The sequence below is a fragment of the Candidimonas sp. SYP-B2681 genome (assembly GCF_003971065.1).
In the GTDB taxonomy this organism is placed as follows: domain Bacteria; phylum Pseudomonadota; class Gammaproteobacteria; order Burkholderiales; family Burkholderiaceae_B; genus Pollutimonas.
In genome coordinates this window covers 543,343-564,938 of the sequence record NZ_RYDV01000002.1, presented here as the reverse complement: position 1 = coordinate 564,938, position 21,596 = coordinate 543,343, and the positions used below count along the sequence as shown (strand labels likewise).

Annotated in this window: 21 protein-coding genes; 8 read left to right on the top strand and 13 right to left on the bottom strand. The window is 55.3% G+C overall.

The genetic code is table 11. The features are described 5' to 3' along the window. Positions 1-19: 19 nt before the first annotated feature. The 6 genes from EKL30_RS07235 to EKL30_RS07210 form a co-directional block, all read right to left on the bottom strand. Positions 20-682 (bottom strand): OmpA family protein, encoded by a 663-nt coding sequence (locus tag EKL30_RS07235; protein WP_126706501.1) that lies wholly within the window; start codon positions 680-682, stop codon positions 20-22. A gap of 161 nt (positions 683-843) precedes the next feature. After that, positions 844-1,839, bottom strand: coding sequence for a tripartite tricarboxylate transporter substrate binding protein (locus tag EKL30_RS07230; protein ID WP_126706500.1), 996 nt, complete (start codon positions 1,837-1,839; stop codon positions 844-846). Between the two features lie 98 nt (positions 1,840-1,937). Further along, positions 1,938-2,678 carry an amino acid ABC transporter ATP-binding protein gene (locus EKL30_RS07225; RefSeq protein ID WP_126706499.1) on the bottom strand — a complete coding sequence of 247 codons (741 nt, stop codon included), beginning with the start codon at positions 2,676-2,678 and terminating at the stop codon, positions 1,938-1,940. 54 nt (positions 2,679-2,732) lie between these two features. Next, positions 2,733-3,830, bottom strand: coding sequence for an amino acid ABC transporter permease (locus tag EKL30_RS07220; protein WP_126706498.1), 1,098 nt, complete (start codon positions 3,828-3,830; stop codon positions 2,733-2,735). Continuing rightward, entirely contained in the window at positions 3,831-5,015 is a 1,185-nt protein-coding gene (locus EKL30_RS07215; RefSeq protein ID WP_126706497.1) for an amino acid ABC transporter permease, read from the bottom strand. Positions 5,016-5,115: 100 nt separating this feature from the next. Further along, positions 5,116-6,132 carry an amino acid ABC transporter substrate-binding protein gene (locus tag EKL30_RS07210; RefSeq protein ID WP_126706496.1) on the bottom strand — a complete coding sequence of 339 codons (1,017 nt, stop codon included), beginning with the start codon at positions 6,130-6,132 and terminating at the stop codon, positions 5,116-5,118. 220 nt (positions 6,133-6,352) lie between these two features. Between EKL30_RS07210 and EKL30_RS07205 the strand changes: the two genes are divergently transcribed. From EKL30_RS07205 to mutY, 3 genes are read left to right on the top strand one after another with little or no spacing between them, the layout of a single operon-like run. Beyond that, entirely contained in the window at positions 6,353-7,024 is a 672-nt protein-coding gene (locus tag EKL30_RS07205; RefSeq protein ID WP_126706495.1) for a cell division ATP-binding protein FtsE, read from the top strand. Then, positions 7,021-7,929, top strand: coding sequence for an ABC transporter permease (locus EKL30_RS07200; RefSeq protein ID WP_126706494.1), 909 nt, complete (start codon positions 7,021-7,023; stop codon positions 7,927-7,929). Before EKL30_RS07205 ends, EKL30_RS07200 begins: the two co-directional genes overlap by 4 nt. Continuing rightward, positions 7,929-9,002: an A/G-specific adenine glycosylase gene (mutY, locus tag EKL30_RS07195; RefSeq protein ID WP_126706493.1), complete on the top strand. Its 1,074-nt coding sequence runs from the start codon at positions 7,929-7,931 to the stop codon at positions 9,000-9,002. The genes EKL30_RS07200 and mutY overlap by 1 nt, the downstream gene beginning before the upstream one ends. Positions 9,003-9,032: 30 nt before the next feature. Here the strand turns inward: mutY and rodA are convergent, their stop codons facing one another. The 5 genes from rodA to EKL30_RS07170 all read right to left on the bottom strand — a co-directional run bounded on the left by rodA (position 9,033) and on the right by EKL30_RS07170 (position 14,825). Beyond that, positions 9,033-10,169, bottom strand: coding sequence for a rod shape-determining protein RodA (gene rodA / locus EKL30_RS07190; protein ID WP_126706492.1), 1,137 nt, complete (start codon positions 10,167-10,169; stop codon positions 9,033-9,035). Beyond that, positions 10,166-12,232, bottom strand: coding sequence for a penicillin-binding protein 2 (gene mrdA / locus EKL30_RS07185; RefSeq protein ID WP_126706491.1), 2,067 nt, complete (start codon positions 12,230-12,232; stop codon positions 10,166-10,168). Before mrdA ends, rodA begins: the two co-directional genes overlap by 4 nt. A gap of 27 nt (positions 12,233-12,259) precedes the next feature. After that, positions 12,260-12,838, bottom strand: coding sequence for a rod shape-determining protein MreD (gene mreD / locus EKL30_RS07180; protein WP_126706490.1), 579 nt, complete (start codon positions 12,836-12,838; stop codon positions 12,260-12,262). Continuing rightward, a complete protein-coding gene (mreC, locus tag EKL30_RS07175) occupies positions 12,816-13,706 on the bottom strand; it encodes a rod shape-determining protein MreC (protein ID WP_126706489.1) in 891 nt (296 codons plus the stop codon). The genes mreD and mreC overlap by 23 nt, the downstream gene beginning before the upstream one ends. Positions 13,707-13,781: 75 nt before the next feature. After that, positions 13,782-14,825: a rod shape-determining protein gene (locus tag EKL30_RS07170; protein WP_126706488.1), complete on the bottom strand. Its 1,044-nt coding sequence runs from the start codon at positions 14,823-14,825 to the stop codon at positions 13,782-13,784. A 223-nt stretch (positions 14,826-15,048) separates the two neighbouring features. On the opposite strand from EKL30_RS07170, the gene gatC reads away from it, so the two are divergent. The 3 genes from gatC to gatB are packed head-to-tail and all read left to right on the top strand — an operon-like array spanning position 15,049 to position 18,347. Continuing rightward, the gene (gatC, locus tag EKL30_RS07165; protein ID WP_126706487.1) at positions 15,049-15,357 is read left to right on the top strand and encodes an Asp-tRNA(Asn)/Glu-tRNA(Gln) amidotransferase subunit GatC; all 309 of its coding nucleotides are present in this window, start codon (positions 15,049-15,051) and stop codon (positions 15,355-15,357) included. Positions 15,358-15,360: 3 nt separating this feature from the next. Then, on the top strand, positions 15,361-16,893 hold the full coding sequence (gatA, locus tag EKL30_RS07160) for an Asp-tRNA(Asn)/Glu-tRNA(Gln) amidotransferase subunit GatA (protein WP_126706486.1): 1,533 nt from the start codon (positions 15,361-15,363) through the stop codon (positions 16,891-16,893). Then, positions 16,893-18,347: an Asp-tRNA(Asn)/Glu-tRNA(Gln) amidotransferase subunit GatB gene (gene gatB / locus EKL30_RS07155; protein ID WP_126706485.1), complete on the top strand. Its 1,455-nt coding sequence runs from the start codon at positions 16,893-16,895 to the stop codon at positions 18,345-18,347. The genes gatA and gatB overlap by 1 nt, the downstream gene beginning before the upstream one ends. A gap of 260 nt (positions 18,348-18,607) precedes the next feature. On the opposite strand, the gene pyrE is transcribed toward gatB, so the two are convergent. Beyond that, on the bottom strand, positions 18,608-19,279 hold the full coding sequence (pyrE, locus tag EKL30_RS07150) for an orotate phosphoribosyltransferase (RefSeq protein WP_126706484.1): 672 nt from the start codon (positions 19,277-19,279) through the stop codon (positions 18,608-18,610). A 40-nt stretch (positions 19,280-19,319) separates the two neighbouring features. Next, entirely contained in the window at positions 19,320-20,207 is an 888-nt protein-coding gene (locus EKL30_RS07145; protein ID WP_126706483.1) for a LysR family transcriptional regulator, read from the bottom strand. Between the two features lie 119 nt (positions 20,208-20,326). Here EKL30_RS07145 and EKL30_RS07140 point away from each other — a divergent pair, with 119 nt between their 5' ends. Continuing rightward, on the top strand, positions 20,327-20,731 hold the full coding sequence (locus EKL30_RS07140) for a DoxX family protein (RefSeq protein ID WP_126706482.1): 405 nt from the start codon (positions 20,327-20,329) through the stop codon (positions 20,729-20,731). Positions 20,732-20,793: 62 nt separating this feature from the next. Further along, a complete protein-coding gene (locus EKL30_RS07135) occupies positions 20,794-21,591 on the top strand; it encodes a class III extradiol ring-cleavage dioxygenase (protein WP_126706481.1) in 798 nt (265 codons plus the stop codon). Positions 21,592-21,596 lie beyond the last annotated feature (5 nt).

Here is a 21,596-nt window from a genome sequence, read left to right as displayed (position 1 = left end):
GACACAGCTAGTCGAAACGTTACTTTTGAACTGCGTACAAATACAGTTCAACACGACGGTTCATGGAACGTCCTTCGGCCGTTGAGTTGTCGGCCACAGGGTTGCTAGGCCCGCGACCTTCAGCGCTCAGGTTGCCCGTCGGAACACCCTGCTGCGTCAGGTAGTTGGCAACAGCCCGGGCGCGATTGACGGATAGCGTCTGGTTAGTGGTTGCAGAACCGGTGCTATCGGTATAGCCGATTGATTTTGCGCGCAGTTCAGGGTGCTGTACCAAAGCGCGTGACACGCTGTCCAGTACCGGCAACAGAGCAGGCTTCAAGGCGTACTTGGAAGTGTCAAAGGAGACATTGCTAGGAATATTCACGCGCAGCGTACCGTCGGGCATTTCGGTGACGTCTACACCCAAATCGCGGGCGCCAGATTTTTCTACATCATTCTTAACGCCAGCCCAGTTATAACCCGCGATACCGCCAGCCACAGCACCTATGCCAGCGCCTATAGCGGCCGCCTTGCTGCTGTCGCCAATCAGTGCGCCAAGCCCTGCCCCGACAGCCGCTCCGGCACCAGCACCCACTGCTGTCTTGCCGCCCGTACCCATTTCATTAAGGTTCGCGCAGCCTGCCATCAAAGCAACAATCCCAACGCAAGACGCAATTCGACTCGCACGCATAGATATATTCATGTACTTCTCCTTATCCCAATGTTTAGCAATGTTATCTGCCGGTCACTATGCTAGCAGCGGTTACGGACCCGAGTGTTACATTTTGGTTCCGTAAGCCGCATACTTACATTCACTGACATTACTGCAAACAAAAAGACGGCGAGAGAAGCAACTTCGGACGTTTAGAAGAGTTTGGCGCCGGAAACCTTGACAATTTCCTTGTATTTGGCGAGGTCGTGTTTGACCAGTTCGCTAAACTGTTCGGACGTTGTGGGTTTGGCATCGGAGCCCATTGTCAGCAAATTCTTTCGAACCGCAGGATCCTGAAGTGCTTTTACATAAGCGGCATTCAGTTTGTCGACGACTGCCTTAGGCGTTCCGCCGGTAGTGAACACACCGAACCATGTACCAAGATCGAAGTCGGCTATGCCTTCTTGCTGCATGGTCGGAACGGCCGGCAATGCCGAAGATCGCTCGACTGTCGTCACGGCTATTGCCTTGACTTTACCGTCTGAAATTAACGGGGCTGCCGATGCAAGATTATCGAACATGAAATTAACCTGCCCTGCCAGCAAGGCAAGCTTGGCAGGGGACGCGCCAGCGTAAGGGACATGCACTGTCTTGATATCTGAGCGGACGTTCAGAAGTTCGCCTGCTAAATGACCGGCGCTACCATTGCCGCCTGAAGCGAAATTCAGCTGCTCAGGATGTGCCTTGGCATAGGCAACAAGATCGGGGACCGATTTAATGTTGTTTACCTTTGCAAACTCGTTATTAAGGATAAGAACGTTCGGCACAGAGGCCACCAAGGTTACTGGTTCAAAGCTTTTTACAGGGTCAAAGGGCAACTTTTCGTACAGCCAGGGATTGATGGCATTGATTGCCACCGCACCCATAACCAGCGTGTAGCCGTCGGGTTTTGCTTTTGCCGCAATGCTGGCGCCTATGTTGCCGCCGGCGCCGGGACGATTTTCCACAATGACCGTGCCAAGGTCTGGCTGCACTTTTTCAGCCAACAAACGGGCCATGCCATCGAGCGGTCCGCCGGGTGCGTAAGGTACGATAAACGTAAGCGGTTTCGACGGAAAATCGTCGGCAGCAGCAACGGGAGACGCCATGGCCATGGTCAGACAGGCGGCCAGAGCAACGCCCGGCAATGATTTAAATACAGACAACATAATCGGTAATGCCTCGTTATATATTATAAAAACTCATAACCGTACACTATTTTAAGGAGCATGTCAGCGCCGGTACGGTTTAGGGAACTACGCCCGGCTTAATGCAGGATCTGGCTTAGGAATAGCTTGGTGCGCTCGTTCTGAGGACTATCGAAGAAAGCATCTGGAGTATTTTCCTCGATGATTTCGCCTTGGTCCATGAATATTACGCGATCCGCCACTTTTCGGGCAAAGCCCATTTCGTGCGTTACGCATATCATGGTCATTCCGCTTTCTTCGGCAAGACCAACCATGACGTCGAGCACTTCTTTGACCATCTCGGGATCAAGCGCTGACGTAGGCTCGTCAAATAGCATGATCTTGGGGCTCATGCATAACGACCGCGCAATGGCGACGCGTTGCTGTTGGCCGCCGGACAGCTGGCCGGGATACTTGGCTGCCTGATCGGGTATACGCACGCGTGCGAGGTATTTCATGGCGGCGGCCTCGGCCTCGGCCTTGGACTTCTTCAGTACCCAGATCGGCCCGATTGTCAGGTTTTCCAGCACGGTCAGGTGCGGAAAAAGATTGAAGTGCTGGAACACCATACCCACATCGCGCCGAATGGCTTCGATTTGCTTCAGATTATTGGTGAGCTCTATACCGTCGACAGAAATCGTGCCTTTCTGATGCTCTTCCAGACGGTTAATACAGCGTATCAGGGTGGACTTGCCGGAACCCGAGGGCCCGCATACGACAATTCGCTCTCCCCGCCCCACATCGAGATTGATGTTGCGCAAGACATGGAACTGCCCAAACCACTTATTGACATTTTCTAGGCGAATAATGGCCTCAGACATGTCTGTACTCCCTTGTTTTAATCTGCGCCTGCATTTTTGCGCACTTCGTGTTGGTCAACGTTGATACCCCGTTCGCAAGTGTCGTTCAAGCGACTGGCTATAGCGGGAAATGGAAAAGCAGAAAATAAAATAGATGAACGCAATAAACAGGTAAGCTTCGGCGCTGAAGCCGCGCCAAGCGGCATCGGCGACAGCCGTCTTGGCCGCCTGAGTAAGGTCGAAAATACCAATAATTACCACCAGCGAAGTATCCTTGAACAGAGCGATGAATATCCCCACCAACGGGGGGATGACCACCTTCAGCGCCTGAGGCAATATGATCTTGCGCATCTGTTGCCAGTAACTAAGGCCCAGTGAATCGGCGCCTTCGTATTGACCCTTAGGTATCGCCTGCAAGCCACCGCGCACCGTCTCGGCGATATACGCTGCGGCAAACAGAATGATGGCGATCTGCGCGCGCAATAGCTTGTCGATACTGAAGCCTTCCGGTAGAAACAACGGAAGCATGACCGACGACATGAAGAGCAGGCTGATCAAGGGAACGCCTCGGATGAGCTCAATATAGACCACGCATAGGGCCTTTACCGCAGGCATGTTCGAGCGTCGACCGAGAGCAAGCAGCAATCCTAAGGGGAAAGCGAAAGCAATACCGAAAGTCGCCAGAATTAAGGTCAGCGGCAAGCCGCCCCATCTGTCGTTCTCGACGTAGCTAAGGCCGAACACACCGCCCCACATAAGGATTGCGACCAAAGTAAGCGAGGCCATCCAGAACAGTGGCAGGAAAGGCTTCCAGAACCAGCGCACGCAGCTGCAGACAATGACAGCGATCAGGACAATACTGGCCAGTAGGGGCCGCCACTGTTCGTCGAAGGGATAAATGCCGAAAAGGATCAGACGATGCTTTTCTACGATGAAAGCCCAGCATGCACCTCCGGAAGCGCGGCATTCCTGGGCGTTAGTGGCGTCGAAGTCGGCGCGGATAAACAGCCATTCGACCAGGGCTGGCACGACCATCAGCAATAGCCACGCCACCAGCACCGTTAACAAGGTATTTAACGGCGATGAAAAGAGGCTAGCCCGGAGCCAGGCAATGACACCGGCATGGACGGCGGGTGGCGGCAGAACCGCCGCCGTAGAGTGATTAGCGTCCATTTAGCGCTCCACCAGCGCAATGCGCGTGTTGTACCAGTTCATGAACACCGAGATCGACAAGCTGACCGTTAGGTAAGCCGCCATGATGATCAAAATGCCTTCAATAGCTTGCCCAGTCTGGTTCAAAGTAGTATTGACCACGGAAACGATGTCGGGGTAGCCGATAGCCACAGCGAGGGAACTATTTTTGGTTAAATTCAGGTACTGGCTTGTCATGGGGGGAATGATTACGCGCAACGCCTGAGGCAAAATCACGAGGCGCAAAGTACGCGCGCGAGACAAGCCTATAGCGCCTGCCGCTTCCCATTGCCCCTGATTCACCGACTGTATGCCCGACCGCACGACTTCAGCGACGAAGGCTGAGGTATACATGACGAGGCCCACGAGCAACGCAGTGAATTCCGGAGACATCGACACGCCGCCGATAAAGTTAAACCCTTTGAGTTCGGGAAGCTCTATCGTCAAAGCCGCGCCGCTTAGCCACCAGCCTGCCAAAGGCAGCACAATCAACAAGGCAAGTCCGACCCGGCCCAGCGGAAAAATGATCCCCGTTGCCTCTTGGCGTTTTTTAGCCCAGTGAGCGAGAAGCAGGATGCCAACAATCGCTAATGCCAGCCCGCCGGCTATCCAGTCGAGAGCGTCGCCATGTAGCGATGGCAGCTTAAGGCCTCGGTTTGAAATAAAGACACCAGCCACAGGATTCAAAGCATTCCGCGGCCCGGGCATACTTTCTGTGATGATGGCGTACCAGAAGAACAATTGCAGCAATAAGGGGATATTGCGCATGACTTCTATATAGGTACTGGCAACCCGGGACAGCAGCCAATTCTTGGAAAGACGCGCAATACCCAAAACGGTGCCGAACAGGGTGGCAAGAATAATACCGACAACCGACACGCGCAGGGTGTTGAGCAGACCCACCCAGATAGCACGGCCATAGGTATCGGCCGGCGTATACGGCACGGCGGATTCGCCAATGGCAAAGCCCGCTTCGCGGTGGAGAAAGTCGAAACCCGTGGAAATATTACGGACGGCGAGATTGTGAAGCGTATTGGAAACCAAATACCAGACTGCAAACCCCACGATGCCGAGTATCAGTACTTGATAAATCAGTCCTCGTACCGAGGGATCATGCCACGATAGGCGTCGCTTTGGCGACTGAGGCAAAGATGAATTTTTCGTCATAGAGATTAAATCGTTTGGGGACCCTGACGCAGCACTCCCCCTTTTCTGAAAAGCCGGGCCACGGCGGCCCGGCCTTCATGCAAAATACGACCAGACTTTCCTAGCGAACCGGCCAGCCGTACATCAAGCCGCCATCGCGCCATTGTGCATTGAGGCCACGTTGCAGTTTCATGGGCGACTCAGGACCGATATTACGCGCAAAAGACTCGCCGTAGTTTCCGACCTGCTTGATGATGTTATACGCCCATTTGCTGTCCAGTCCGAGCCCTTTGCCCATCTCGCCGGTCACGCCAAGAATGCGTTGGATGTTTGGATTCGGGCTTTTGAGCATTTCGTCGACATTCTTGGACGTGATGCCATACTCTTCGGCTTCGATCATGGTGTTAAGCGTCCAGCGCACAACCATGAACCAAGGGTCGTCACCCTGACGCACCATGGGACCCAGAGGTTCTTTGGAGAAATCCTCGGGCAGGATGACGTGTTCGTCGGGCTTGGACAATGTGGAACGCGTTGTGGCCAAGCCAGACTTATCGGTGGTGTAGGCATCGCAGCGGCCAGCCTCGTAAGAGCGCATGGCTTCGTCTGGATTGTTAATGACCACCGGCTTGAACTCGAGCTTGTTGGCGCGGAACCAGTCAGCCAGGTTTAGCTCGGTTGTGGTGCCGGGCTGAACACAAACAGCTGCTCCGCCGAGTTCCTTGGCGCTTTTGACGCCAAGACTGGCCTTGACCATGATGCCCTGGCTGTCGTAGTAATTGATACCAGGGGTCATCAGGCCCAAGGTGGTATCGCGAGTCATGGTGGCCGTTGTGTTACGTGTCAGCACATCGATTTCGCCGGACTGTAATGCAGTAAAACGCTGCTGCGTGGTTTGGGCAACGGCTTTATATTTTTTTGCATCGCCGAACATCATGGCGGCCACTGCTTTACAAAGATCAACGTCCAGACCGGTCCACTCGCCCTTGCTGTTGGCAATGGAAAAGCCCGGCAATCCGGTATGCATGCCGCATTGAACGAAGCCTTTTTTCTTGACGGCGTCAAGGGTTTCGCCGGCTTGCGCTGTGGCGGCAATAAAAAACAGCGATGCGCCAAGCGCGGCCGCTTTAAATAGTTTCATAGTGGGTCTCTTCTATAGATTGCAATGGATGAACACGGCATACAATCAGAGTTTATGCCGCCAGCGTTCGAATCGTAGCTGTTGGTATCCATTAAAAACATGAGGGATATCCCTTGCGAACCCAATGTATATTGGCCATACGCCCGTTTTATGACCTATCGGCTGCTGCCCCGAAATCCCGCTAAGCCTTTATTATTAGGGCCTTAAATCTTATGTCACTATGATCGAATTTCAGCACGTATTTAAATCGTACGGACGTGGGCGGAATATCCTGGCGGATATCAACTTTCGCGTCGAACCCGGCGAATTCATCTTTGTGTCCGGTCCTTCGGGCGCCGGCAAGTCCACCCTACTTAAGTTAATAGGCGGACTTGAACCACCCAGCCGCGGTACGGTGCATGTCAATGGGCATCGAATCGACAAGATGCCATCGCGGGCGCGCCCTTACCTGCGTCGTGCCGTGGGGGTCATTTTGCAAGATACCCATTTGCTGTATGACCGAAATGCCATTAATAATGTATTGCTGCCATTGGCAGTCGCAGGCCTGGAGACCCGGCTCGCGGGCACCCGGGCACGCGCAGCAATGGAGAAGGTCGGCCTCTCGGGCAAGGAAGACCTCAACCCCATTGAAATGTCGGGTGGCGAACAGCAACGGCTTGCCATCGCGCGCGCCATCGTCAACCGGCCCGCCATTTTGATTGCAGACGAGCCTACCGCCAACTTGGATCAGGTCAGTGCCCGACGCATCATGGAAGTGTTCCGAGACTTCAACCGGGTCGGGGTAACAACCTTGATTGCCTCCCACGATCAGGCATTGATGGCCTCGTACACCTCACGTACCTTGCATATCGACGCGGGGCGCTTTACTGACTTGCCCGGGGGAAAACAATGAGCCGCTGGTTGCGACAACACCGTTATGCCTGCCTGGTTGCCCTGCGCCGGCTTTGGTCACAGCCATTCTCTTCCTTGTCGAACATTCTGGTCATAAGCCTGAGCCTGGCGATCCCGATTATTGCCGCTTCGGTGCTGGTATCGGCGCAGCCGGTGGTCAGACAGATACCCGTGTCGCCGGAAGTCACCCTTTTCCTGGCCCCTGGGTCGGCACCTGAGAAGGCCACGCAGTTGGCCAAGACTGTGCAGGAAGATTACCGGAGCGATGTCCTGCGCGTACGCATCGTAGCCCGAGACCAAGCGATGAAAACACTGAAGGCAAATCCCGCTTGGGCAGATGCGCTATCGGTACTGTCCACTAACCCCTTGCCCGACGCGGTCGTTGTCACGTTGCCCGAAAGCCCCGAACTCTCCAGACAGGCCAGCTCTCTCGCCCAAGAATGGCGCCAACTGGAAAATGTTGACTCTGTGCAGCTGGACAGCGAATGGGTACGGCGGCTGGAGGCAATCCTGGGCTTTGTGCGTATCGGTCTTTGGCTATTGGCGGTAGGCGTCGCGCTGGTGGTTTTGGCGACGGTTTTCAACACCGTTCGCATGCAAGCGCTGACCCAACGCGAAGAAATCGGCGTAGCGCGATTGGTCGGTGCGACAGAATCGTTTGTACGACGCCCTTTCTTATATTTGGGTGCCCTGACCGGTATCATCGCCAGCTTGGTGGCAATTGCCTTTTCTGCCCTCGCTTTGAATCCATTGAATGCGGCGTTGGCGCGTCTGGCCAACAGCTACGGCACACAGGTGGTATTGCACCTTCCTGAAAGCCTCAGCCTATTGCTGGCGGTCGTGGTGGTTGCGATCTTGGCCGCCCTATCGGCCCGCTGGTCTGTTACCCGTAATACCCGCTTCTGATGGTCCTGAATTCCGCAGCGCAGTTGCCCTTTTTTGCCAGCCGGATTGTCAACTGGCAAAAGGACCACGGGCGTCACCATCTGCCGTGGCAAGGCACGCATGACCCCTATAAGATTTGGCTTTCAGAGATCATGCTGCAACAGACTCAGGTCGCCACAGTCATGGGCTATTACGAGCGGTTTTTATCGCGATTTCCCGATATCGCGTCGTTGGCGGCGGCAGAACAGGACGAAGTCATGCCCTATTGGGCTGGCCTGGGATACTACGCGCGTGCTCGCAACCTGCACCGCTGCGCGCGGCAGCTCGTCGCCGAATGGGAAGGAGCATTCCCGACATCGAGCGAACAAATAGCCACCTTGCCAGGCATCGGGCGCTCTACTGCTGCAGCTATCGCGGCGTTCTCCTATGGTGAACGTAGTCCCATCATGGACGGCAACGTCAAACGAGTCTTTACGCGTTACTTTGGAATTTACGGTATCAGCAGTCAACGGCTGACCGAACAAGTGTTATGGCAGACGGCTGGTGACGCCTTAGCGGCGGCAGATTCGTCGCTCGACATGGCTGCCTATACGCAAGGTTTAATGGATCTGGGGTCTGACTGCTGCACGCGCACAAGGCCCGATTGCGCCAGGTGCCCCTTGCAGGAATCATGTTATGCGCACGAACATTCCGTGCAGCATGAGCTTCCCACACCAAAACCCAAAAAGACGCCTCCGGAACGTGAGTGCACGATGTTGATTCTTCAGCAACACGAAAGCATCCTGCTTGAGCGGCAAGTATCGCCCGGCATATGGGGGGGCTTGTGGAGCCTGCCAAAATACGACGACGCCAGCGCACTGCATACTGCATGTAGTAATTGGGGTCAAAGCTACAAACGGTCGCAGAAGATGGCGGGCTTATTGCATGTGTTCAGCCACTTCAAACTACATATAGAGCCATGGTATGTGCAATGCGACGCCAGCTCTGTCGCGGAACCCGGGCCGCGACAGGCTTGGGTACCAATCGAACACCTTCCATCAACGGCTCTTCCTGCCCCCGTCAAGAAGATTCTTAGCGGCCTGTTTGATCTTTAGAAACGGCATGTCCGGCCGTACTCGAGCGGCTTATTGCCGGACGGGACGGTAGCGGCTGATGCTCATCAGTATGCCGCAAGCCGCGCCCAAGGTAAGTAAAGCCGTTCCACCATAGCTCATGAACGGCAAAGGAACACCTACTACGGGAAGAATGCCGGTCACCATGCCCACGTTCACGAAAACATAAATAAAGAACATCATGGACATGGAGCCGGCCAGTAAGCGGCCGAACTGCGTATGGGCGCGGGCAGCGATCGCCAAGCCTCGAACGACGAGCAAGGCATACAGAACCAGAAGCATGATGCCGCCATACAAGCCGAATTCTTCGGCGAATACCGCGAAAATGAAGTCGGTTGTGCGCTCTGGTATAAAGTCGAGATGTGATTGCGTGCCTAGCATATAGCCCTTGCCGTATACCCCGCCCGAACCTACTGCAATCATCGACTGTATCGTATGGAAGCCCTTCCCCAGAGGGTCTGAGCTGGGGTCAAGCAATGTGCAGACTCTGTACTTTTGATATTCATGCAGCACGACCCAATCGACATCTGGCCGGCAAATATGGCCCTCGAAGTAGACCAGAGTGCACACTCCTGCGACCACCAGCACCGCGATCGGAACCAGTAGCTTGAACGACAGGCCGCCGAAATAGATGACACAGAATCCGGACACGAAAACCAGCAGCGCAGTACCCAGATCGGGCTGCATCACAATAAGAGTAAAAGGAACCGCAAGCAATACACCAGCTACGAAGAAGTCCAGGATACGCAGACTGCCCTGGTTTCGATGAAAATACCAAGCCAACATCAGCGGTACCGAAATTTTCAACATTTCCGATGGCTGGATCCGGGCCACACCCAGGTTGAGCCATCGTGTAGCGCCTTTACTGGTTTCGCCAAAAAATTCCACGCCCAGCAGTAACACCACGCCGATTACGTAGAAATAGGGTGCTAGCCGCATCAGCGTAGGGGGTGGAATCATGGCCGCGATCCACATAAAAACAAATGCGATCATGAAGTTCCGCAATTGGTCGGCAAAACGCCAATCGGTTCCTCCGACAGCAGAATGCATGACCACGAGACCCAGGACCGCCATCAGGATCAACAATGCGAATAAGGGCCAGTCAAAGGCTGTCAGAGCCTTGATCGTCCACTGCACGACGCGCTTCATTGATCGCTCCGTGAGTTCACCCGCAGCCCGGATGACGACGGGAGCGGTACCGTGTCCGGTTCGGGCATGTCCTCTTCTTCAGTGGGTTCAGGAAGGTCTTCGGGCTGTGCGATGGCGTCCATGGATTCGCCACTGGCGCCCTCTTCTTCGCCTTCGATGGGAACAGGTTCGGGTCCGGCTACGGGAACAAGTTTTGCATACTGATCGCTTGCAAGCCGTTCTGCCGAGAGCCAGTAATCAAAGACCTTACGCGCCAGGGGAGCGGCAACGGTGGCTCCCCAGCCGCCATTTTCGACGATCAGGGCCACAGCAATCTGAGGATTTTCCATTGGTGCGTAAGCCATGAACAAGGCATGGTCCCGCAATCGTTCATCCACTGTCCCGGCATTATACTTTGCACCCTTCAAGCTATATACCTGCGCGGTCCCCGTCTTTCCGGCCGCTTGATATGGCGCTCCAACGAATGCCCGACGCGCAGTTCCTTTGCGCATTACATCAACCATAGCGTTGCGTATTACGTTGAGGTTTTCCGGTTTCAATGGGATGGTGTATGACGGCTTGGTCACGGTCCGAGTTGCGAGCCCGCTTTGGGGATTCTGAACCAGGCTGACCAAATGCGGTTTCATGTATACGCCATCGTTAGCCAGCACGGACGTCGCTTGTGCCAATTGAAGCAAGGTGAAGGAGTTATATCCCTGACCCACCGCCACAGAGACCGTTTCTCCTGCGTACCACCGCTGTTGTGCAGGTTTTTTATAGGCGAGGCGCTTCCATTCGGTCGAAGGCAAGACACCACGGCGCTCACCTTCGAGGTCGATGCCGGTAATTTGTCCGAAACCGAATTGCTTGCTAAAGTCATGCAAGGCGTTCACTCCAATTTCCGGCCCCAGCGAGAAAAAGTAGGTGTCCGACGACACCACAATCGCCCGGTGCAGATCCGTGGGCCCATACACCGCACCGCCGGCATTGCGAAAACGCTGGCCGCCAAACTCAAAGTAACCCGGGTCGGCGATTCGTTGTGTCGCGGTGCGTTTGCCCAGTTCCAAGGCGGCTAGGCCAACAAACGGCTTGTAAGTCGAGCCAATAGGATAGGTACCGTAAAGCGGCCGATTGATCAAAGGGTGATTAGGCGATTCGTTAAGCTTGCGCCAATTTTCAACATCAATGCCGTCGATAAAAAGATTAGGATCAAAGGATGGAGCTGACACAAACGCGAGCACATCGCCGGTTTTAGGCTCTATCGCCACCAGGGCTCCGCGCCGGCCGTCGAACTGCTTTTCCGCTTCTTTTTGCAAGCCGATATCGATGGAGAGTACCAGGTTGGCGCCAGGCACGGGATCAATTCGGCTCAGAGTCCGTACAGGGCGCCCCGAAGCGGTTACTTCGACCTCCTCTACCCCGGTTCGCCCGTGCAAGGCTTCTTCCCAGGTTTTCTCAATGCCTTTCTTCCCGATAGTGCTGCTGCCGCGGTAATTTCCCAGCTGGCCCTTTTCTTCCAGCATGGCAAGATCGCCTTCCGAAATTCTGCCCACATAGCCAAGTACGTGTGCGGCCGATTCGCCTTGAGGGTATTCGCGCACCCAGCGCGCGCTGAGTTCAACACCGGGAAATTTAAACGAATGGGCAGCGAACCAGCTTGCTTCAGTCTCGTTCAGATTGTTGCGCAACAACACCGGGGTGTACCGGCCATTCTGGTTAATGTGCTGGAAAAAGCGGCGTCGATCGTTGGGACTCAGGTAGACCAGTTGCCCGAGCGAGTCCAGCATTTTTTTCATGTCGGTGCCAATATTGGCCGGCACGACCGAAAGTGTGTAATCGCGATAGTTCCGGGCAAGCACCACACCATTACGATCGACGATTTCGCCCCGCCGCGGAGGTATCGGAACCACCGCGATGCGGTTCTGGTCAGCCCGCGCCGCCAGGCCTTCATATCGAACCACCTGCAGATACCAGAGCCGTCCGACCAGACCTCCAAAGAATAGTAAAGCCAAAACACCAGCAACCCACACGCGGATGAGGATGCGGCGCTTTTGATTATGGGTAGTTTTCTTGAACTCGAACATAGGAAACCAGTTGCGACGTAGCCTGCGCTACGCCGATCCGGACTCCGTTTCGTCCAGACGCCGCTGCGGCATATGCAGCAACACGTCGGCCAGCGGCCACAGCGCGGCCGTGAACAAGCCGGACCATAGCCAATGCCAGCCGGTCCATTCGCCGGCGAGCCAGGCGTGGCTTAGTCCCGCCACCCCCTCGGCGAGGATAATGATCGGCAGCATATGGATCGCCTGAACGATGGAATTAAATCGCTGTAACCTGCGACTCAGTTGGAGTGCACCGTAAGCCACCAGCGTATAAGTCAGCGCCTGTTCGCCGAGCAAACCGCCGTCATGAACATCCATCAAAAGTCCGAAACAAAACGCGACCAGCATGTTGATTCGGAGCGGCTCGTTCATACACCAGAACGCAATCACCAAAAGCAGCAGATCGGGTCCCGGTTGCCATAAGCGCCAAGGCAAAAGGGAAATAAGCCATACAAGCAAGAGCGTCACCCAAATGAATATAGGGCTGGACGGCCGCTTGAACGGCGAACTGTCGATAGGTTGGAGCGAACTCAGCGAGGAGCGTCCAGCCGTCGCTATTGGGCTGCTATTTTCCGGCTTGCGAACCATTCGGCAGCCCCTCTGTGTTGGTTTCCGGATCGGAGACATCGACGCGCAACACCAGGAAATGGCGGTGCCTCTCCGGGTGCGATAGCGGAGTAGCCACGGCCAGCGCGAAGCCTGAAGTCGGGTCCCGTTCAACGCGATCGACTTTCGCCACCGACAAACCAGCCGGAAACAAGCCACCGATGCCGCTGGTGACCAGAGTATCGCCAGGCTCAAGATCGACATCGGCCGTCAGATAGCGAACTTCGACCTTGCCCGATACGTTGCCACCGAAAGCGATAAGGCGCAGCCCGTTACGCAGCACCTGTACGGGTATCGACACCTTGTCATCCGTCAATAACGCCGCCTCGGAAGTAAACGGGGTAACACGGACGATCTGCCCAACGATCCCACCTTCGTCAATAATGGGCATGCCGGGGCGAATTCCGCTGGATGAGCCTTTATTAAACACAAGGTGATGGGAGAATGCATTGGGGGGCTCGTAAAACACTTCGACGGCCACCGACGGCTGGGTAACCAGGTCCGCCACATTAAGAAGGCGACGCAATTGCTCGTTTTCAGCGGCCAGCTGTGCTGCGTGCGTAGAAATCTGGGCCAGTTCAATGCGTTGCCGCTGCAGTGCTTCTTTTTCTGTTCGTGCCAACGCCGCCGCGTCAGTCCAACTGTTGAAATGTTCCACGGCGTCCCGGGGTGCAAGCATCAAGCGCTGGAAAGGATAGAGCACTACCGAGATGGCTTGCCTTGCGGGATCGAGGATGCGCCAGCGCGAGTCGACAATAAGCAGGCTCAATGCCAACACGACCAGCACGAACAGGCGAAACTCAGCGGTCGGACCGCGTTTGAATAGCCTGATCGTGCCATTGTCTTGCATGGAATTGTCGCGCTTGCGCCTTGAGCTGCCGAGCGCACACGAATGTGCATTTACCCGGCCTTTACGGAACCGAACTTAATCGTAAATGAAGACCGTCCCAAGACGCTCGAGGTGTTCGAGTGCCTCGCCGCAGCCGCGTACAACACATGTCAAAGGGTCATCTGCAACGACGACCGGAAGACCGGTCTCTTCCTGGAGTAGCCGGTCAAGGTCGCGTAGCAGCGCGCCCCCGCCTGTCAGGGCAATGCCCTTGTCGGTGATATCGGCCCCGAGTTCGGGCGGCGTCTGTTCGAGCGCGGTTTTAACCGCGGACACAATTTGATTGAGTGGGTCGGTAAGCGATTCAAGGATTTCGTTGGACGATACCGTAAAACTGCGTGGCACGCCTTCGGAGAGATTCCGCCCCTTGACCTCGATTTCGCGAATTTCAGAGCCCGGAAATGCAGAACCGATTTCTTTCTTGATAAGTTCGGCAGTCGGTTCGCCGATTAGCATGCCGTAATTTCGACGGATGTAATTAATAATGGACTCATCGAATTTGTCGCCGCCAACACGTACTGAGCCTTTGTAGACCATACCGCCTAGCGAAATGATGGCTACTTCGGTAGTACCGCCGCCGATGTCGACCACCATCGACCCGCTGGCGTCGGATACCGCAAGCCCAGCGCCGATAGCGGCCGCCATGGGCTCTTCGATAAGGTACACCTGGCTTGCACCGGCGCCCAGAGCAGATTCACGAATCGCACGGCGCTCGACCTGGGTGGAACCGCAGGGAACGCACACGATAATACGCGGACTGGGAGCGAACATGCTGCGCGGATGCACCATGCGGATGAATTGCTTGAGCATTTGCTCGGTAACAGTGAAATCGGCAATTACGCCGTCTTTCATGGGGCGGATGGCTTCGATGTTTCCGGGCACACGTCCCAGCATTTGCTTGGCTTCACGGCCTACCGCCTGGATAATTTTTTTGCCGTTTGGCCCGCCTTCATGGCGAATGGCCACGACCGAAGGTTCGTCAAGCACAATGCCCTTACCGCGAACGTAGATCAATGTGTTGGCCGTACCGAGATCGATCGCCATATCGGTGGAGAAATAACTACGCAGGAATCCGAACATGGGCGCTCAGTGAAATCAGAATTGAAAAAGTTTTAATTCAGAAAAGCTCTACCGCTAAAGCGGGAGCAATAAGTTGGCTGATGAATTAAACCAACAATGATAACTTATAATTCAATCTTGATAAGGTCAAATAACAGCATATTATGTTCTGTAACTTACCGCTCTCCGTAACCGTTGCAAGCGGAAACATTTCGGCCCGTATCCTTTACTACTTAAGACACTAATGGCAATTTCCCCGCAAGATGTGGCCCGTATCGCACGGCTCGCACGCATTGAACTCTCGTCTGAAGAAACGTTGCACGCCCAGAAAGATCTGGACGGAATGCTGAGCCTGATTCAGCAATTGCAAGCCGTCGACACTAGCGGTGTCGAGCCCATGGCTCATCCGCTTTCAGCGCATCAGGATATCATGTTGCGACTGCGTCCCGACGTCGCCACAACGACCAATACGGCCGTCCAACGCCAGGCATTGATGGCCAACTCCCCTGCCGAGGTTGATGGATTGTTCCTTGTGCCCACGGTTATCGAGTAATACATGTCACGTAATCTACTACACACCGAATTCGACAGCATTGCAGCGTTACGGAACGCCCTGCAAGGGCGCAAGGTTAGCGCCCGTGAAGTCGCCGTCAGCGCTCTCGACGCTGCACACGCGCATGCCGGCCTGAATGCCTTCCTGCAGATCGATCCTGAACTGACACTGGCCCAAGCCCAAGCCGCCGACAAACTCCTGGACGCCGGACAGGCCACGCCACTTACCGGCATACCCATCGCACACAAAGATGTATTCGTCACGCAGGGCTGGCGCACCACTGCTGCCAGCAAAATGCTTGGAAGCTACGTCAGTCCGTTCGACGCAACGGTGGTCGGGAAGCTATTGCAAGCGGGCACAGTCTCAATAGGCAAGCTCAATTGCGATGAATTTGCCATGGGCTCAGGGAACGAGAATTCCGCTTTCGGTCCTACTAAAAATCCCTGGGATCACTCAGCGGTGCCAGGCGGTTCTTCGGGTGGGTCAGCTGCCGCGGTCGCGGCGGGGCTGGTTTTGGCCGCCACAGGAACCGACACAGGGGGGTCTGTGCGCCAGCCAGCTGCATTGTGCGGCGTAAGCGGCATCAAGCCTACGTATGGCACGGTTTCCCGCTACGGCATGATCGCCTATGGTTCCAGCCTGGACCAGGCCGGCCCCATAGCTCGCCATGCCAGAGACCTGCTCGATCTGCTGGACACCATGAGCGGCTTTGATCCGCGCGACTCGACCAGCCTTGAAACGTGCGATGGCGCCCAGAATATTCCCGGTCGCATGCGGGCCGATTTCGAAGGCGCCATCAAGGTACAAAATGCATCCGGCGCCTTGCCGCTACAAGGTCTGCGCATAGGCGTTCCCACCGAATTTTTTAATGCTGGCCTGGCCAGCGACGTCGCCGATGCTGTAGAAGCTGCCCTGAAAATCTTTGAGTCGCTCGGCGCGGTCCGGGTCAGTATTTCGCTACCTCGCACGGAATTGTCCATACCGACCTATTACGTCATCGCTCCAGCCGAAGCCTCGAGCAATCTGTCGCGTTACGATGGCGTGCGCTATGGTCACCGGGCTGCCCAGTATCACGACTTGGCTGAAATGACCAGCCGCTCGCGCACTGAAGGCTTTGGCCCGGAAGTACTCAGGCGCATCATGGTGGGTACCTATGTGTTGTCCCACGGTTATTACGACGCCTATTATTTGCAGGCGCAACGCGTCAGGCGCATGATAGTCAATGACTTCCAGCAGGCGTTCACCAATCAGTGCGACGTCATCATGGGACCGGTCACGCCTACCGTGGCCAAGCACATTGGCGATAATCGCGAAGACCCGACCGCCGACTGGCTGGCCGACGTCTATACGCTGGGCGTGAGTCTGGCCGGCCTGCCTGCCATGTCAATCCCCTGCGGTTTTGGTAGTCCCGCACGCCCTTTGCCTATCGGCCTGCAAATTATCGGCAACTACTTCAATGAAGGGCAACTGTTGGCTATCGCCGACCGTTTCCAGCAAGTTACCGACTGGCACCAACGTAAACCAGGACAGCAATAATGGAATGGGAAATCGTCATCGGACTGGAAACGCATACACAGCTTTCCACCGAATCCAAGATCTTTTCTAACAGCAGTACGTGCTTCGGCGCTGCGCCCAACACTCAGGCCAATGAAGTCGACATGGCTCTCCCCGGAAGCCTGCCGGTCATGAACAAAGGCGCTGTCGAACGCGCCATCCAGTTCGGCCTTGCTGTGGGCGCCCATATCGCGCCGCGGTCAATTTTTGCCCGCAAAAATTACTTTTATCCCGACCTGCCAAAAAATTACCAAATCAGTCAGTTCGAGATTCCGGTGGTGCAAGGCGGCACGATTAGCTTTTTTGTCGGTGATGAAGAAAAAACGATCAACCTCACCCGCGCCCATCTTGAAGAAGATGCGGGCAAATCGCTGCACGAAAATTTCGTCGGCCCGCATGGTGAATCATCAACAGGCATTGACCTGAACCGGGCCGGAACTCCACTGCTCGAGATCGTCTCTGAACCCGAAATGCGCTCGGCCGCCGAGGCAGTTGCCTATGCGCGTGCCTTGCATGGGCTGGTTGTCTGGTTGGGCATTTGCGACGGCAACATGCAAGAGGGATCGTTCCGGATCGACGCCAACGTTTCAGTTCGCCCTAAAGGCCAAAAAGAACTTGGCACCCGCAGTGAAGTCAAGAATGTGAATTCATTCCGGTTTCTTGAACGCGCGATTCAGTATGAAGTTCGTCGTCAGATCGAACTGATCGAAGACGGGGGCAAAGTAGTCCAGGAAACACGCCTGTACGATTCCGAACGTGACGAAACCCGCAGCATGCGTAGCAAAGAAGACGCGCACGATTACCGTTATTTTCCCGATCCCGACCTTCCGCCTCTGGTAATTGCACCTGAATGGATAAGCCGCATACAAGACGCCATGCCCGAACTTCCTGCCCAGAAACGCCAGCGTTTCGAACAGGACCTAGGGCTCAGCGGCTACGATGCCGCGCAGCTGACGACCAGCCGAGCGATTTCTGTCTTTTTCGAAGAAGTGGCAAGCAAGCTGCCCCAGGGCCAGGCCAAACTAGCGGCTAACTGGGTGCTGGGCGAACTTTCGGCAGCACTTAATCGGGACGAAATCGAAATCGAGCAGAGCCCCATTCAGCCGCCTGCGCTTGCTGGCTTGGTCGCTCGAATCATCGACGGCACGATCTCCAACAAAATGGCGCGCGATGTCTTCACCGCGATGTGGGAGGGTGAACACGGCGGCGATCCCGATGCAATCATCGACGGGCGGGGCTTGAAGCAGATCAGCGATAGCGGCGCCATCGGCGCCATGATCGACGACGTTCTGGCTGCCCATCCTGCCATCGTCGAGGAGTTCCGAGCGGGTAAGCAGAAAGCCTTCAACTCTCTGGTTGGCCAAGTAATGAAGGCGGCCAAAGGCAAGGCGAATCCGCAACAGGTCAATGATTTGCTGAAGGAAAAGCTGGGTTAGGATTTATGAACGGGTCGTTTTAACGGCCCGTTTTTTCTTAGGCCCGATCGAAGATTGCGGTCGATAAACCTTGGTCCTAAAAGCCATTCGCCGCTCCGGGACTCGAATACGAAAAGATCGTCGCTTGCGCTCCTCAAACTTTTCTCCTTCGATCCCTGCGCGGCAAATGGCAATAGGATCCGAGTGAGCATCGACGTGGCCCAGCCTTACTACCTTATGTTCCGAGTACCATCGTAATTGCGCCGCGCCACGCCCACCGCCTACACGCCGTATTTAGCCCGATAAGCCGCGACGGCGTCCTTGTGTTCGGCCAGTTGTGGATCGTTTTCGAGCAGGCCCATGATATCTGCCAGCGAAGCGATACTGACTACCGGGATTCCGTAGGTATTGGCGACGTCTTGTACTGCGGAGTGGGCCGACAAGGCGTCATCGGCGCCCGCACGCTCCATGCGGTCCAGCGCAATCAGCACCGCGACAGGTTCGGCACCAGCGGCACGAATGATATCGACCGATTCCCTTACCGACGTGCCGGCTGTGATCACGTCGTCGATAATCACGACCTTGCCACGTAGCGGTGCGCCCACTAATACGCCGCCTTCGCCATGATCTTTTGCTTCCTTGCGGTTATAAGCAAACGGGACATCAAGACCATTCAGGCCGGGATGGTTAGCCAACGCGATGGATGTCGCCGTGGAAAGCGGAATTCCTTTATAAGCCGGGCCAAAGAGCATGTCGAAAGACACTCCGGAATCAACCAGGGCCTGCGCATAAAACTGCGCCAGGCGGCCCACCGACAAACCAGAATTGAACAAGCCAGCGTTGAAAAAATAAGGGCTTAACCGCCCCGACTTGACCTTGAACTGACCAAAACGCAATACGCCCTGGTCCAACGAAAAGCGCACGAAATCGGTGCGATAAGAAGATTCAACCATGATTCAGACACAGAAATGGGAAAAGCGACATTATCCGTCATTACGGTGATTCGCCTAAATTAACCGTTAGAAAATCGATAAAGCTTCTCACTTTCGGCGTTAGATATTTCCGGCTGATGTAAGTCGCGTAGAGTTCGTGTGGTGGCTGCTCATATTGGGGTAAGACCTGCAGCAGGCTTCCCGAGGCCAAATCCTCATCCACCAGCCACGCCGGCAAGAACCCGATACCGACTCCGGCCTTGACGGCATGGTACGAATAGGTGGAATCGTCAGATTTCATCAGCGGGTTCAACCGTATGGTGACTTTGCCTTTCGGCCCCTCGAATTCAAAGCCTTCGGTATTAAGGTAGCTGGGCAGAATAGCCCCGTAGTTATCCAGGTCGGCAAGTGATTTAGGAATGCCATAGCGGCTGAAATACTCGGGCGCGGCCACTAAATAAAACTGAATCCGGCAAATTCGACGCACGATGAGGTGAGGTGAAGGGTCGTGCGTCACGCGCAACGCCAAATCGTAGCCTTCCGCAGCCAGATCCACCTTCCGGTTGGAAAACCGCAGATCCAGCATCACGTCGGGATAGCGTTTCTGATAGGCCGCGAGCACCTTGACCACGCTCGGATTCGCGAACCATACCGGCGCAGTGACCTTCAGCGCTCCGCGTGGCGCTTCGACGCTACGCCCGATTGCGGCCGCTGCCAACTCCAGGGTTTCCAGTGCGGCGCGGCACTGCTCGAAATACAAGCCCCCGGCTTCGGTCAGGCTGACGCGCCGGCTTGTGCGGTTTAGCAAGCGGACGCCAAGTTCGCGTTCCAGGTGGGCCATGTGTTTACTGACCATTGGGGCCGACAGCGATAAGCGTTGAGCCGCGCCGACAAAGCTGCCCGCGGCGGCAATTTCGCAAAATACACGTAAGCTAAGAAGTGTGTCCATCGTTTCCTATTAGGAAATGAACTGATGATAATCCGATAGTATATTTCTTAAGGCTTATCTATTAAACTTTCTTGCGTTAGATCAAAGACTTTCAACACCACATTCAAACAGGAATCACCATGACCCCTTCGAGCGCAATCTGGACTCCACGCATACTTAGCATTTTGCGTATTGTCAGCGGATATTTGCTGATAGCACACGGCACCACGAAAATCCTCAGTATTCCGGCCACACAAATGTCCGGTGTACCTATCGCCTCCATGTACGGTGCATCGGGCCTCATCGAATTGATCTTCGGTGCCTTACTGGTAATCGGGCTGTTCACCCAGTTTGCCGCTTTTATCGCTTCAGGCTTTACCGCAGCCGCGTATTTTATTGGCCACGTTGCTCCTAAGGGCCACCTGCTGTCGCCCCTGTTGAATGGCGGCGAATTAGCAGTGCTGTTCTGCTTCGTATTCCTTTTCATTGCGTTCGCAGGCGGGGGTCCCTGGAGCGTTGACGCTTTGCGCAAGAAATCCGTCTAAGTCTGCCTGAATAAGTCCTTGATAACCCCGGCGCCTAACGCCGGGGGCTTTAGAAAGAAATCATGAAACTGCCTGTTTATTTTGTTTCCCACGGTGGCGGTCCCTGGCCGTATATTCCGCAGATGGAAGCCAGTAATGCAACGTTAGCCGCGTCCCTGGCCGACATTCCCAAACAAATAGGGAACAAACCCAAAGCCATTCTCATGGTGTCCGCACACTGGGAGACTCGTGGTTCGTTCACGGTAATGGCGAACCCCGCACCGGGCATGCTTTACGATTATTACGGCTTTCCCGAAAACACATACAACATCCAGTACCCAGCGCCGGGCTCCCCCGAGCTTGCCGCGCGCGTGCAACAGCTGCTGACTGAAGCAGGCTTGCCTGTCGGATCAGACGCGCAACGCGGGTTTGATCATGGCGCCTTTGTGCCTGCTTTTGTCATGTACCCGGCGGCCGACGTGCCTATGGTCCAGTTATCGATTGACGCGAACTACGACCCAAAGCTGCATCTCGCGCTGGGCCGGGCTCTTGCTCCCTTGCGCGACGAAGGCGTACTGATTGTCGGCAGTGGTCTTAGTTACCACAACCTGCGGCAAATCTACGGCGGCGGCGCCGCAGCGTCAGCACAGTTCGACGCCTGGCTTCAACAAGTCTTGCTGAACTCGCCCATTCACCAGCGCGACCAATTGCTTGAACAATGGGAGAGCGCACCCGCTGCGAGGCTGGCGCACCCCCGCGAAGATCATCTAATTCCGCTTATGGTTGCGGCAGGTGCCGCCGAAGGTGACTCCGCAAGCTGCGTTTATCATGAAAGTCAGGCATTTGCGGGAATTACGGCATCCAGCTTCCGGTTCGGGTAAAGTCT

Bases quoted from the DNA above. Each gene is read 5' to 3' on its own strand.
- gatA (WP_126706486.1), top strand. From the start codon at position 15,361: ATGTCACGTAATCTACTACACACCGAATTCGACAGCATTGCAGCGTTA.
- EKL30_RS07235 (WP_126706501.1), bottom strand. From the start codon at position 682: ATGAATATATCTATGCGTGCGAGTCGAATTGCGTCTTGCGTTGGGATT.
- pyrE (WP_126706484.1), bottom strand. From the start codon at position 19,279: ATGGTTGAATCTTCTTATCGCACCGATTTCGTGCGCTTTTCGTTGGAC.
- EKL30_RS07145 (WP_126706483.1), bottom strand. From the start codon at position 20,207: ATGGACACACTTCTTAGCTTACGTGTATTTTGCGAAATTGCCGCCGCG.
- EKL30_RS07225 (WP_126706499.1), bottom strand. From the start codon at position 2,678: ATGTCTGAGGCCATTATTCGCCTAGAAAATGTCAATAAGTGGTTTGGG.
- mreC (WP_126706489.1), bottom strand. From the start codon at position 13,706: ATGCAAGACAATGGCACGATCAGGCTATTCAAACGCGGTCCGACCGCT.
- EKL30_RS07220 (WP_126706498.1), bottom strand. From the start codon at position 3,830: ATGGACGCTAATCACTCTACGGCGGCGGTTCTGCCGCCACCCGCCGTC.
- EKL30_RS07140 (WP_126706482.1), top strand. From the start codon at position 20,327: ATGACCCCTTCGAGCGCAATCTGGACTCCACGCATACTTAGCATTTTG.
- gatC (WP_126706487.1), top strand. From the start codon at position 15,049: ATGGCAATTTCCCCGCAAGATGTGGCCCGTATCGCACGGCTCGCACGC.
- rodA (WP_126706492.1), bottom strand. From the start codon at position 10,169: ATGAAGCGCGTCGTGCAGTGGACGATCAAGGCTCTGACAGCCTTTGAC.
- EKL30_RS07135 (WP_126706481.1), top strand. From the start codon at position 20,794: ATGAAACTGCCTGTTTATTTTGTTTCCCACGGTGGCGGTCCCTGGCCG.
- EKL30_RS07170 (WP_126706488.1), bottom strand. From the start codon at position 14,825: ATGTTCGGATTCCTGCGTAGTTATTTCTCCACCGATATGGCGATCGAT.
- EKL30_RS07205 (WP_126706495.1), top strand. From the start codon at position 6,353: ATGATCGAATTTCAGCACGTATTTAAATCGTACGGACGTGGGCGGAAT.
- EKL30_RS07210 (WP_126706496.1), bottom strand. From the start codon at position 6,132: ATGAAACTATTTAAAGCGGCCGCGCTTGGCGCATCGCTGTTTTTTATT.
- mreD (WP_126706490.1), bottom strand. From the start codon at position 12,838: ATGGTTCGCAAGCCGGAAAATAGCAGCCCAATAGCGACGGCTGGACGC.
- EKL30_RS07200 (WP_126706494.1), top strand. From the start codon at position 7,021: ATGAGCCGCTGGTTGCGACAACACCGTTATGCCTGCCTGGTTGCCCTG.
- mutY (WP_126706493.1), top strand. From the start codon at position 7,929: ATGGTCCTGAATTCCGCAGCGCAGTTGCCCTTTTTTGCCAGCCGGATT.
- gatB (WP_126706485.1), top strand. From the start codon at position 16,893: ATGGAATGGGAAATCGTCATCGGACTGGAAACGCATACACAGCTTTCC.
- EKL30_RS07215 (WP_126706497.1), bottom strand. From the start codon at position 5,015: ATGACGAAAAATTCATCTTTGCCTCAGTCGCCAAAGCGACGCCTATCG.
- mrdA (WP_126706491.1), bottom strand. From the start codon at position 12,232: ATGTTCGAGTTCAAGAAAACTACCCATAATCAAAAGCGCCGCATCCTC.
- EKL30_RS07230 (WP_126706500.1), bottom strand. From the start codon at position 1,839: ATGTTGTCTGTATTTAAATCATTGCCGGGCGTTGCTCTGGCCGCCTGT.